Here is a 12,943-nt window from a genome sequence, read left to right on the forward strand (position 1 = left end):
ACGTATATTTATATTATCACCTCTAATCTATAGTATTTTGTCTAAGTCTTTTTACTAAATGGACATTCCTATCCATCCACTCTAATCTTTCAGATAAGAATTTCTTTATATTATCAATCTCCTTTTGATAATCTTCAGGTGTATCATTTGGATACCATTTCTTTTGATTTCTATAAGCTGCATCTCCAATTTGTTTAACTGCATCATCTATCATCTTATTTATTTTCTCTGTTTTCCATATGCTATTTCTATATTTTTTATAGTTTATCTTATATCTGTTAGCAAAATAATTATCTTGGAACAATCTTTCAAACCATATTGTATCTACAATTCGAAATCCTGTAGGTTCATTTACTTCTTCTACGTCAGTGTTTGATAAACTTAAATCAAAATCCCATACGGGTCCTGCTTTCATAACACCGCCAATATCTTTATGAAAATATGCACTAACTTCTCCACCATCTATATTTTTTACTATCTCATTTACCATAGCATAATTAACAAATGAATCTATATCAATATATTGTCTATATCCATATTTTTTATCATCAAAATCATTTGATCTTAAAAGATATTCAAAATCATTTATATAATCTACTATTTTATTTTTATATTTAATACTTAACTTTTTACTACTAGGATAAACTGGAGTAAGAGAAGTTCTTCTATTTACTACTCCCTCATTATTTATAATATATTTTTCCTCCAAATAGCTCCAATCATTTTTTAAAACTATGTCATCTTCTTTAATCTTATCTCTTGCAATAATAAAACTTACATCTTTATATTTTTCTTCCGCTTTTTGTATATCCACCCTTTCCTCATCTCTTTCTATTTTTTCAATTAAAATATAGACTCCTATATAATCTTCTTCAAAGTTCATATTATTATCATCATTTAAATAAACTTCTACAAATCGTGTTCTAGGTGCATAGTCTTGTATATCTCTAGCTAATTTAAAGCCAATATAATTTCTAATTAAACTTTTATCTCCATAAGAACTATTCAAAACCCATTTATCATGCTTACTCATACCTAATAACTTAATAGGCTTTTCCCTATTCTTATCATCTATAAATCTAATAGTATATTGCTTTTTAGGAAACTTTAAAGATGATTGTCCACGTACATTTATAGTTATATCTTCTTCAATACTAACTTCTTCAGGAAAATTATAAACATCATATAATTTAAATTTTGATTTTATTTTTGGAGAAGATTTTGTGATTAACTTGCCATTTAGATCATTAACACTATTATTAGTTTCTATTTTTTCACCATTAGTATCTATCACAATTATAGGTAGATTATTTTTACCTACATTATCCTCTTTATCAACATTTATATTTTCATCTTCACCTTTAGTCTCTTCAATATCTATAGTAATTTTAATAAAATAAACAAATATAAATATCATTAGTAATAAAAAAAAAGAAATAATATAATATTTAATTTTTTTATTTTTTTTTATTATTTTCTGATTTCTCATCCTAATGTTTCTCCATCTTGAGCTACCATATTAACAAATTCTACACCTTCAATACTTTTTAGTTTTTCATATTCTTTTATATTTTCATTTTTTCGAATTTTTATTTGATATACAATTTCTATATGATTTTCTGTTACAGTTTCAGCCCTTAGTTTACAAGCCTTATATATTTGAAAAAGTGATGACCTAACTGTCTCAAGACTCTCTAAATTCCCTCTAACTATAATCAAGTAACTATTTGAATCTTTGAACCCAAAACTTAAAATTAAACTAATAATTACTACAAAAATTGATCCTATTGCTACTACATAATAATTAGAAGAACCAGCACCAAGTCCAATAGCTATAGCCCAAAATATATACGTTGTATCTCTTGGATCTTTAACTGCAGTTCTAAATCTTATAATAGAAAGTGCTCCTACCATCCCTAAAGAAAGCGCTAAACTACTTGCTAATATATTCATAACCATTGTAGTTATCAATGTTAACATCATAAGGGATGTATTGAATCTCTTATTATATGCAACACCACTATATGTTATCCTATATGTAATACAAACTAAAATTCCTAGTATAAGTGCAACTATCATGTTTTGAATAGAAAACATAGGTGATGAAGATGATGTTCCTTCATATAATAAATTGTAAATTGTTTCTTTCAAATTAACCTCTCCTTTTTATGCCATATATTGATGAAATATTTTTCTTGATTCTACATATTTACTAAATGATTGTTTGTTTAAAGAATGAATCTTTATTAAATCAGCTATCCATTTATGAATAAACCCATTAAATTTAACTTCTAACAATGGATAATAAAAATTTTCCACTGGATTCATTATTGGATTTTTAGCAAAAAAATCAAAATTTGTTTCACTTGCATGTATTTGACTATCTAAAGTAAGTCTTATATTATTCATGGCATGTACAAATGCTTTTCTCTTGTATTCAATTAATACTACAGGTTTCATAGAATCTATCTTCATAATATTATATATTGTATTTGCTATATTGGATTTATATTTTTTAAGTACTTCATAATTACATTTTATCAGTTCTTCAGCATCTAATCTATCTATCCAGACAGTTTTCTTTTGTTGATTATCACCATACTTCTTTTTAATTTCAAGCTTTACCTTATCTGAATCATATCTATATAGTCTAAGTCTTATTTTCTTTCTATTTTCAACACCATTTAATTTGTCATAAAAGTCCATATTATTATATGTATCAAAATATAATGATCTAACAGTATATCCATCAACTCCATTATTCTTATCTGATGTTAAAGCAGAAGATAAAACATATGATAACTTAACATATTGCATAAAATTAATTTTATATTTAAGTTCCTTTCTTGAAACAGATAAAATATTTTCTGACATAATATTTAATCTCCTTTAATATTTTCTACTATATCTAATAATTTTTCACGAGTATTTAAACTTTCATCTTCCAATACATATTCAAGCAATATATTAAGTATTTTACCTATCTGTGGACCTTTAGGAATACCTAAATCGATTAAATCATATCCATTTATTTGCAAATCCTTTGTACTCATAGGCTGTTTTTTATTTAATATATGGATTATTCTTTTTTCTAATTTATTTATATTTTCCACATCTTCACTATGATTTGTACATTTTATATCAGCACGCATTAAATCTAAAAGTTTAAATATATCATCTTTACCTACTCTATTTATTAATCTTTTAAGTCCTTTATTGCTAAATTCATTATGTCCTATCATATGTTCTTTAACAAGTACACTTACAGTATTAATTAATTTTTTAGAAATATTTAATCTTTTAAGTATATCTTTAGATAATTCACTTCCTTTTTTTTGATGATTATAAAAATGACCTATACCTTTATCATCTATTGAAAAAGTATGTGGTTTTGCTATATCATGTAAAAATGCAGATAATCTATTTTCTATTGTTCTTGGAGAATTATCCACAACACAGAGTATATGATCGAATACATTTTTATCATGATGTGGATTATGTTGATTAAAATCCACACTTTCCACAATTTCAGGTACTATATAATGTATTAAACCAGTATCTACCAATAATCTAATTCCTACTGATGGTTTAGGTGATAATAGAATTTTAAAAAATTCATCTCTTATTCTTTCCTTAGATATACTTTCAAGTTTCTTCTTTAGATTTATTATAGACTTATATGTATTAACTTCTATATTAAATCCAAGCTGTGTGCTAAATCTTATAGCTCTTAATATTCTAAGAGCATCTTCAAGAAATCTTTCTTTTGGATTTCCTACACTTCTTATCACTCTTTTTCTTATATCCTCTTTTCCTCCAAAGGGATCAATAATACCTGTATTTGGATTATAGGCTATAGCATTTATAGTAAAATCTCTTCTTTTTAAGTCCTCTTTTATATCTTTTTTAAACTCTATCTTTTCTGGTCGTCTGTTATCTTTATATTCGGATTCTGCTCTAAATGTTGTTATTTCTATAGGATTACTATTTTTTATGACAGTTATAGTTCCAAATTTCTTTCCTGTTTCTATTGTTTTTTCATAAATAAATACTTCTAAAATCTGTTCAGGTAAAGCCGATGTTGTAACATCCCAGTCATTTGGAAGTCTTTTCATAAAACTATCTCTAACACATCCACCTACTATATATGCTTCAAATCCTTTATTATTTAATTTATCTAATATATATTGGACCTCAACAGGTATATTTATCTTTAACATTTTAATCACCAATTTAATTATATATCATTTATAGAAAAACTTAAATAATATAAAATAACTCCTAAAAATAGGAGTTATTTTCAAATTAATTGTCATCACCAAACATACTTCCAAGTATTCCACCTGCTATTCCAGCACCTATATTACCACCCATGTTACCTCTATCACCTCTACCTTCTCCTGTTCTACTACCTACAGCTGCAAATATTCTCTCTGCCATCTTAGATAATGGTAAACTTTGAAGATATACTTTTCCTGGGCCTGTTAATCTAGTTAAGAATAATCCTTCTTTACCAAATAGAGCATTTTTAAATCCGCCTATAAACTGGACATCATAATCTACTGATGTCTCAAATCCAACAAGACAACCTGTATCAACTCTTAATACTTCCCCTGATTTTAATTCCCTTTCTATAATCGTACCACCAGCATGAACAAAAGCAAGTCCGTTACCTTCTAATCTTTGAAGTATAAATCCTTCTCTGCCAAAAAATCCAGCACCAAGTTTTTTAGTGAATTCTACTTCTACTTCTATTCCATTTGCAGCACACAAAAAAGAATCTTTTTGACATATAAATTTCCCACCACAATTATCTAATTGAATAGGTATTATATTACCAGGATAAGGTGCACTAAAAGCTACCTTTTCTTTGCTACTTCCATTATTTAAAAATGTTGTTATAAAGAAACTTTCTCCTGTAAATGCTCTTTTGAAACCTTTAAATAGTCCACCACCAGTTGAAGTTTCCATTTCAATATCTTTGTTCATATAAAGCATGGCACCAGCTTCTGCCCTTACTCCTTCTCCTGGATCTAACTCAATTTCTACAATCTGCATATCAGAACCTTTAATATTATAATCAATAATATCAGCCAATATAATCATCTCCTTTTCAATTTTATACCCTTTTCAGAATATAAATATTACATTTTTTAAATAATTATACATTATAAAAGACAAAAATCCTAGAGAATTAGAATTTTTGTCTTTTAAATTTAATATTATAATTGATCCCAATTAGCAGGGTAAACTACATAAATAAACTTAGCATGATCAGGACAGCTGAATTTTATTGGAGTATCTTTAGGAATTAAAATTATATCACCTTGTTCTCCAACTATCTTTCTACCATCAATAATTATTTCTAAAGTTCCTTCCATTATATAGTCTATTTCATCATATTTAAGAGTCCAGTCAAATACTGTTTCTTCCATTTCCATTACACCACAACCAAGCCTTGGACTTTCTTCAAGGGTAAAAACATCTTTTAAATAAACTTTGTCTCCTGGCTTACCTGTGTCAAACTTTTCTGGTTTTACTTTGTTAGTTTTTACTACTGCTACTCCACTTTTATCAATCTTTTTTATTTCTTTTTCAGATTGATTCATATAGCTCATTACAACTTTTTTAACTACTTCTTCAATTTTCTTGCTATCCATATCCATTAAGCATTGCTCCTTTTATCATCTAAATCATCTGCAATACCTTCTGGCACTACTGTAGTATTTTTACCTACTGTTTTATTAGCAATAAGCATAGCTACTATAATAGCTGTTATACCACCTACAAGCTTTCCTACTACCATAGGGAATATCATTTCTCTTGCTACTCCTGCTGTAAAACCTAAATGATCTCCAAATACAAATGCGGCACTTACTGCAAAAGCAACATTTATAATTTTTCCTCTTTCGTCCATATCCTTCATTAATCCAAACATAGGTATGTTATTTGCAAGAGTAGCTACCATACCTGCTGCTGCAACATCATTCATTCCTAATAATTTTCCTACCTTTAATAATGGTTTTCTAAATACTTTTGTTATTACATAAACCATAGGGAATGCTCCAGCTAATACTATTGCTATTGAACCAACAATTTCTATTCCATCGGAAATTGGTGCCATACCTGGAATTACTACTATTCCTGTAAGTGTTTCTATAATTATAGCTGCAAGTCCAATAGTTATAACTATTACAACACCTTTTCCAAATACAGTAAATCCTTTAATCATCTTTTCTGGCATTTTCCATAACCCTAAAGAAATAAGCACAGCAACTAAAATTATTGGAATTAAGTTACTTATTATCATGCTTATACTAAATCCTGCAACCATTCCTCCTACAAATGCTCCTATTGGTATAGTAACTATACCAGCTAATATACCTGTTGCTAAGAATTTGTGATCTTCTTTTTTAATTATACCTAATGCTACTGGTATAGTAAAAACTATAGTAGGTCCCATCATAGCTCCTAAAATAAGTCCTGCAAAAAGTCCAGCTTCTGGTGTTTGAGCCATTTCCACAGCTAATGGATATCCACCCATATCATTTGCTAAAAGAGTAGTAGCAAACATTGCTGGATCAGCACCTAATGCAGTATATACTGGTGATACTATAGGTCTAAGAATTTTTGCAAGCACTGGAGCTAATGAAATAACCCCTACCATTGCTACTGCAAGGGAACCCATTGCCATGATTCCTTCTTCAAATTGCTCTCCTAAACCAAACTTATTACCAATTATCTTATCTAGTGCTCCTAATACCATAAAAAATACCATTATATATACAATAATCTCATTTATACTCATCTACTTTACCCCCTCTATTTATTAAGGTTTCTAAAATTTATTTTCTATACTACTCACTCTTTGGTAATACTACTTCAACTTCATTATGTGGTCTTGGTATTACATGAACAGAAATTAATTGTCCAACTCTTTCAGCTGCTGCTGCTCCTGCATCAGTTGATGCTTTAACTGCTCCAACATCGCCTCTTACCATTACAGTTACTAATCCTCCACCTACTTGTTGCTTACCTATTAATGTAACATTTGCTGCTTTCACCATTGCATCTGCTGCTTCCACTGCTCCTACTAACCCTTTTGTTTCTATCATTCCTAATGCATTTTGAATTGCCATTTACAATCACTCCTCTTAATTTTTTATTTATTTTTTGAAACTATTTTTAAAACTATTTTTAAAACTTTATCAATTTTTTGTTTGTCTGTTACATCATGATCGTGCTTTAATATTTCTATTACTTTATTTTTAAGATTTTCTTCATCTAATAAATTATTATCTTCTTTTGGTTGTTCTCCATATATTATTTTTAAATTATTATTTCTTATTTGGTCTTTAGCTCCAGCAGTAAGTATCATATTATCAGATACATATATATTTGAACTACCTTTAGATATAAATTCTTTATAATTGTTTTTAGTAAGTAATATCTTTTTCACATTATCACTCCTGTCTTTTATAAGAGCTTTTCAAAAACTTCTTTTCTAGGAGATGGTATAACTACTTTATTTATAAGCATTCCATTTTCTTTACCTATACTTGATCCTGCTTCTACTGCTTCATTGACTGCACTTATATCACCACTTAAAGTTACAAAAGATTTTCCACCTATTGCAAAACCAAGTCTTATTTCAATTAAGTTTACAGAAGCAGCTTTTGCTGCTGCATCTGCTGCAACAATTGAAGTAGCTATACTGAAAAATTCCATTGCTCCTATAGCATTTAAATCTCCTATTTCTGTAGCACCATTTATAGCATTTATTAATTGTGGATGAACACTTGGTAATATTAATTCATCTACTATATATTCTCTTCCTATATTCTTGCCTACTTCTACTGCTGATTTTACTGATCCAACATCACCTGATATTAAAACTATATATTTACCAGGACATATTGAATTCGATAATATCAAGTTTACTTCTGCAGCTTTTAACATAGCATCTGCTGTTTCAATACCTTTAGCTATACTATTTAATTCTATAAGACCTATAGTTCTTATCATAAGATCACCTCATTATCTTCTATTTCAATGATAATTTTATCTGAAATATCTACTACCTTACCATCTATAGATGAATGAACATTTGCTCCCATATCATTTCTTTCTACTTTTCCTATTAACTGTCCTCTTGATACTTTATCTCCTATATTCACTATAGATGTAGCAGGTTTTCCTATGTGTTGACTTAATGGAATAGATACTTTTTTAACTTTAACTTCTTTTAATTCATCTATTTGTTGATCAGAATATTTCATAATATCTAATCTAGACATTAACCTATTAGTAGGTATTTTTCTATACTCTATCATCTCTCTACTTTCTATATCTAAACTGCCCTTTTCTGGTCTTATGCCTTGCTTTCTCAGTTCACCTTTAACAAAGATATTTACTAATCTAGGAGACAACCCCATAGGGCAAGAATATAATTCACATATTCCACATTCACAACATAATAAAGATTCTTTCATAATTTCTGGATCTCGTTCTGCCATTCCTACATTTCTCATAACTCTATGTGGTCTTAATTTATGTCCTAAAAGATATCTGTGACATAAATCAGTACAATACCTACACTGAATACACGCTGAACGTGTTTCATTTATTATTGTTTTTATAGGCTTTCTTTTTCTTTTAACTATATAGTGATCTTTTGGTAAAACTATTAATGAACCATCTGTTTTTTTAATATATATACTACTTGATTCATCATCATCTATTATAGTACCCATCATAGGTCCACCTATTATTACTGCATAATCATCAAGGGTTGAACCTCCTGCTGCTTCTATACATTCTTTTATTGAAATACCTATTGGAACTTTTAACATTCTAGGATTATTAACTTCTCCTACTACAGTAATATATTTTTCAGTTACTGGCTTATCATTTATAGCATTATACACGTTTATTACAGTGCCTACATTTGATACTACAGTTCCAACATCTAAAGGAATACCAGCTTCAGGAATTGATCTTCCTGTAACTTCATATACTGTCATTTGTTCATCACCAGCTGGATAGAAGTTCTTCAGATAAAATAACTCAACTTTAGAATCTAGTTTTTTTATAGTTTCTTTTAAGATACTAATTTCCTTAGAATTTTTTTGTTTTATAGCTATTGTAAGATACTTTGCTCCTAAAAGCTCTCCTATATGTTCCATACCTTTTATCATTTCTTCAGCTTTAATACTCATAAGATATTTATCTGTATTTAGTAGAGGTTCACATTCAGCTGCATTTATAATGAAATATTCAACATTAGCATTTAACTTTATATGAGTAGGAAAACCAGCGCCCCCTGCTCCTACAACACCCGCTTCATATGTTTTTTGTAATAAATCCATAATTTAAACACCTCTTTTTAGTTAGTTGTCATCTATATCTACTTCATCGATTATTCCAACTATTGTAGCATCTATAGGAGCATTATTCTTGTCCAACGCTTTCCTAGCTGAACTTCCCTTTACTACTAATACATTGTCACCTATGCCAGCTCCAATTATGTCTGTTGCAACTATAGTAGGTATGTCTCTTTCAGTATATTCATCTAATGGTTTGACTACTAATAACTTGAATCCATTTAAGGCTTCATCTTTTCTTGTAGCCCACACATTTCCAACTACTTTACCTATTATCATAAACTTGTCCTCCCTGTGATTCTATTTTTTTGAAATTGTAATATTGTTTATTCTTATATAATCTTTGGCTAAGGGAGTTACTATAGTATTTTTATTTATAAGAATATTTTTGTAACCTTTTCTATATATATCTTCTAATATAGCTTCTGTAATTATTTTATTATTAATTGTATAAAAGTCTTGTTTATCTAAGCTGATTTTTGACTCTTCTTCTTTTTTATCATAAAATATCTCAGTTATATTTTCTTTATCTACAAAGCTTATTCCAAAGGAAATAAGTTTTTCTTCATATGATTTAAGCATATTATAGAAGTTTTTATTAGAAGTATTTTTATATTTATGATATTCTACTCCATCAGTTAAAATAGAAATTGATTTTCCTTTTAGAATACCTTCTGTTACTATAGAAGAAACATTATCTGTGGATTTACCCATAGAAATATCAATCAATTGATCTTTTGTAAAATCAGATACTATAATATATTTATAACTATCAATTTCTAAATCTTCATCTATTTCATAGAGATAATCTATTCTAAAATTATCATCTTTTATTCTAAAATCATTTTCTTCTTTATTAATTACTAATATTTTATCCTTCTGTACTGTATTAGAATTTATTTTTTTCATTACTTCCTTCGTTAAATACTCTACTAATTTATCAATGTTAATTGTATTCAAATCCAAAATATCCACGTCCTTTATATTTTACAATTCATTGCGATACCTAAAGGGGTTACTAAAAATGGATTCTTAGGTTTTATAGTTTTTACTTTTGTTTCCTTTTCGATAATTGTTTCTATACCTTGTAAACAACTTGTACCTCCTACAAGATATAATTCTTTTACATCATATTTTTGAATATGATTATGAACTATACTTGCCATTTTTTGAATTACTGGTATTACTACTGGAAATACTTCACTTTGTTTATCTTTAGCTTTCTTAAAATTCTCTGCATCCTCAAACTTCATCTTATAACTACCAGCAACTACTAATGTTAAATGTGTTCCTCCAGTAGCTTCATCTGCTACATATACTACATTTTTATCTTCTATTATAGATAGTCCAGTGGTTCCACCACCTATATCTACTATGGCCCCATCAGTTATATGAAGTACTTCGTTTGCAGCTGTAGGTTCATCCAATATATTTACAACTTCTAATCCAGCACCTTCAACAACATATCTATGAGTCTTGCTATCTTTCTCACCTGTTCCTGGCGGTACTGCTATTGCAGCTTTAGTCAACTCAGTTCCTATTTTTTCTTCTATATTTTTCTTAAGCTTTCTAACTATATTCATAGCCCCTATATAATCAACTACTAAACCGTCTCTTATAACTTGAGCAAATTCCATTTCACATGCTACTGGATTTTTATCTTTATCTAATACAACTATTACAATATATGCTGTACCTAAATCCACGCCTACAAGTAATTCTTCATCTTTATTTACTTTCTTAGGATTATCAATAGTTTTTTCCAGTTGAGAGATTAAATCATCTGAATTTTTAAAGTCTATCATTAGATATTCTCCTTTTTATCCAGTATTTGTCCCTTTGTTCCTTTTTTTAGATTGCAGGCATTAGCTTCGTCAAAATCTATATGCATATTTAAGCTATATTTTTCACTTACTCTAATTAAAACATCTTCAAATATAACTGGTCTATCACTTAATATTTTTACATTTACAATATCTTTATCTACTAATCCAAATTTATCTGCTGCTTCTGGTGGCATATGAATATGTCTTCTTGCTATTATTACAGCTTCTTCTGCTTTTATAATATTTTTTCCTGCTGAAATAAATAGATCTGCACTACCCTCTGTATCTCCTGAATCTCTAACAGGTGCATTAACACCTAAAGCTATACCATCAGTCTTAGATATTTCAATTTGAGTACTGTTTCTTTCAGGTCCTAATACGGCTACATTTTTAATTACTCCTTTAGGCCCCATTATATTAATTCTTTCTTCGCATAAAAATTGGCCAGGTTGAGATAATTCTCTTTTAGGAGTAAGTTTATAACCTTTTCCAAATAATTTTTCTACATCTTCTTTACATAAATGAGCATGTTTTGCAGATGCTTCTACAGGTATTATCTTGTCTGTATCATCTGAATTCAACTCTTCTATAATTTTACTTATCATTTCTTTTACTCTTGATTCATCCAAGAAATCACCTCCTATATTACTTATAATATCCAGCTAAATATCTGCACATCATTACATATACTGCACTACTTAATCTATTAAGTGATTTAATGATGTCATCTCTATTTAACGAGATAGAAACTATTTCAACTTCACGAATATTACTTCTTATTGAATTAAGTCCTATTACTAATTCTCCCATTTTATAATCTGGTAGAATGTGATCCACGCCTAAATTATTTTTTGGATTATGTGACATTTCTCTTATATCTGTTTCTTCTATTCCAAAAAAATTGAAGTCTTCTATTTTTTGATTTATAACTTCTGATTTCAATATATTTCTAACAAATTCAAGTATCTCTTGTAAATCATCTATTAATTTAGTTTTTTTATCTTTATGTGCTAACACTTGAATTTCAAGTATTTTAGATTGCAAACTATCAAGTTTTCCTCTAAATATAATGCTAGGATGATTTTTAAAAACCAATTCATTACCATATAATTGAGTCATATTTTCTGGCTTTTCTTCTAAATATCCTCCTGTATATTGACATATATATTTAGGAGTAAATTTTTCTTCTTTTGTCTCTTTTTCTTCTTCATTAGTTGTTTCTAAATGTTCCTTGTCTTCAAATACTAATTTGATATTTTTTTCATTTAAGTATTCTTTAGCCGAAGGAGTAATTATGGTATTGGATTTGACAATTAAATTCTCCATTTGTTCCTTTTTATGTTTAGCTCTGAGTTGAGCTTCAGTCAAAACTTTCATCTATTATCACATCCTTTTTAAGGGATAAGTCTGACCCTTTAAACTAAAGGGTCAGATATCACCTTAGACTAATTAACCTTCAAGTTTTGGTAATATAGTTTCTACTTCATTGTGAGGTCTTGGTATCACATGTACAGATACTAATTCTCCAACTCTTTCTGCTGCTGCTGCTCCAGCATCTGTTGCAGCTTTAACTGCTCCAACATCACCTCTAACCATTACAGTTACTAATCCTCCACCTACATGCTCTTTTCCAATAAGTGTAACATTTGCTGCCTTTACCATTGCATCTGCAGCTTCTACAGATCCTACCAATCCTTTAGTTTCTATCATTCCTAATGCGTTTGCATTTGCCAT

The 12,943-nt window shown here is 28.6% G+C and carries 17 protein-coding genes; all 17 read right to left on the bottom strand.

Annotated elements, in window-relative coordinates; genetic code table 11:
- Window positions 1-22: 22 nt before the first annotated feature.
- Entirely contained in the window at window positions 23-1,489 is a 1,467-nt protein-coding gene (locus D3Z33_RS04655) for a CotH kinase family protein (protein WP_160196625.1), read from the bottom strand.
- Window positions 1,486-2,151 carry a DUF4956 domain-containing protein gene (locus D3Z33_RS04660; protein ID WP_243153417.1) on the bottom strand — a complete coding sequence of 222 codons (666 nt, stop codon included), beginning with the start codon at window positions 2,149-2,151 and terminating at the stop codon, window positions 1,486-1,488. Before D3Z33_RS04660 ends, D3Z33_RS04655 begins: the two co-directional genes overlap by 4 nt.
- Before the next feature lie 15 nt (window positions 2,152-2,166).
- Window positions 2,167-2,874, bottom strand: coding sequence for a polyphosphate polymerase domain-containing protein (locus D3Z33_RS04665; protein WP_130805657.1), 708 nt, complete (start codon window positions 2,872-2,874; stop codon window positions 2,167-2,169).
- 5 nt (window positions 2,875-2,879) lie between these two features.
- Window positions 2,880-4,220, bottom strand: coding sequence for a CCA tRNA nucleotidyltransferase (locus D3Z33_RS04670; protein WP_243153418.1), 1,341 nt, complete (start codon window positions 4,218-4,220; stop codon window positions 2,880-2,882).
- 85 nt (window positions 4,221-4,305) lie between these two features.
- The gene (locus D3Z33_RS04675; RefSeq protein ID WP_160196626.1) at window positions 4,306-5,097 is read right to left on the bottom strand and encodes a TIGR00266 family protein; all 792 of its coding nucleotides are present in this window, start codon (window positions 5,095-5,097) and stop codon (window positions 4,306-4,308) included.
- A 125-nt stretch (window positions 5,098-5,222) separates the two neighbouring features.
- Window positions 5,223-5,666, bottom strand: coding sequence for a cupin domain-containing protein (locus D3Z33_RS04680; RefSeq protein ID WP_160196627.1), 444 nt, complete (start codon window positions 5,664-5,666; stop codon window positions 5,223-5,225).
- The gene (gene eutH, locus D3Z33_RS04685) at window positions 5,666-6,808 is read right to left on the bottom strand and encodes an ethanolamine utilization protein EutH (RefSeq protein ID WP_160196628.1); all 1,143 of its coding nucleotides are present in this window, start codon (window positions 6,806-6,808) and stop codon (window positions 5,666-5,668) included. The genes D3Z33_RS04680 and eutH overlap by 1 nt, the downstream gene beginning before the upstream one ends.
- A 49-nt stretch (window positions 6,809-6,857) precedes the next feature.
- Complete coding sequence (locus tag D3Z33_RS04690) at window positions 6,858-7,139, bottom strand: BMC domain-containing protein (protein WP_130805652.1); 282 nt, start codon at window positions 7,137-7,139, stop codon at window positions 6,858-6,860.
- Window positions 7,140-7,162: 23 nt separating this feature from the next.
- Window positions 7,163-7,459, bottom strand: coding sequence for a hypothetical protein (locus D3Z33_RS04695; protein ID WP_160196629.1), 297 nt, complete (start codon window positions 7,457-7,459; stop codon window positions 7,163-7,165).
- 17 nt (window positions 7,460-7,476) lie between these two features.
- On the bottom strand, window positions 7,477-8,025 hold the full coding sequence (locus D3Z33_RS04700; RefSeq protein ID WP_160196630.1) for a BMC domain-containing protein: 549 nt from the start codon (window positions 8,023-8,025) through the stop codon (window positions 7,477-7,479).
- Window positions 8,022-9,368 carry a 4Fe-4S dicluster domain-containing protein gene (locus tag D3Z33_RS04705; protein ID WP_160196631.1) on the bottom strand — a complete coding sequence of 449 codons (1,347 nt, stop codon included), beginning with the start codon at window positions 9,366-9,368 and terminating at the stop codon, window positions 8,022-8,024. The genes D3Z33_RS04700 and D3Z33_RS04705 overlap by 4 nt, the downstream gene beginning before the upstream one ends.
- 21 nt (window positions 9,369-9,389) lie before the next feature.
- The gene (locus tag D3Z33_RS04710) at window positions 9,390-9,662 is read right to left on the bottom strand and encodes a EutN/CcmL family microcompartment protein (protein WP_130805648.1); all 273 of its coding nucleotides are present in this window, start codon (window positions 9,660-9,662) and stop codon (window positions 9,390-9,392) included.
- A 21-nt stretch (window positions 9,663-9,683) separates the two neighbouring features.
- Window positions 9,684-10,343, bottom strand: coding sequence for a hypothetical protein (locus D3Z33_RS04715; RefSeq protein WP_160196632.1), 660 nt, complete (start codon window positions 10,341-10,343; stop codon window positions 9,684-9,686).
- 20 nt (window positions 10,344-10,363) lie between these two features.
- Window positions 10,364-11,188 (bottom strand): ethanolamine utilization protein EutJ, encoded by an 825-nt coding sequence (gene eutJ / locus D3Z33_RS04720; protein ID WP_160196633.1) that lies wholly within the window; start codon window positions 11,186-11,188, stop codon window positions 10,364-10,366.
- On the bottom strand, window positions 11,188-11,838 hold the full coding sequence (pduL, locus tag D3Z33_RS04725) for a phosphate propanoyltransferase (protein ID WP_243153419.1): 651 nt from the start codon (window positions 11,836-11,838) through the stop codon (window positions 11,188-11,190). Before pduL ends, eutJ begins: the two co-directional genes overlap by 1 nt.
- 16 nt (window positions 11,839-11,854) lie before the next feature.
- Window positions 11,855-12,586 (bottom strand): cobalamin adenosyltransferase, encoded by a 732-nt coding sequence (locus D3Z33_RS04730; protein ID WP_160196634.1) that lies wholly within the window; start codon window positions 12,584-12,586, stop codon window positions 11,855-11,857.
- 72 nt (window positions 12,587-12,658) lie between these two features.
- A complete protein-coding gene (locus tag D3Z33_RS04735) occupies window positions 12,659-12,943 on the bottom strand; it encodes a BMC domain-containing protein (RefSeq protein WP_160196635.1) in 285 nt (94 codons plus the stop codon).

This window comes from Senegalia massiliensis (genome assembly GCF_009911265.1).
In the GTDB taxonomy this organism is placed as follows: Bacteria; Bacillota; Clostridia; order Tissierellales; family SIT17; genus Anaeromonas; species Anaeromonas massiliensis_A.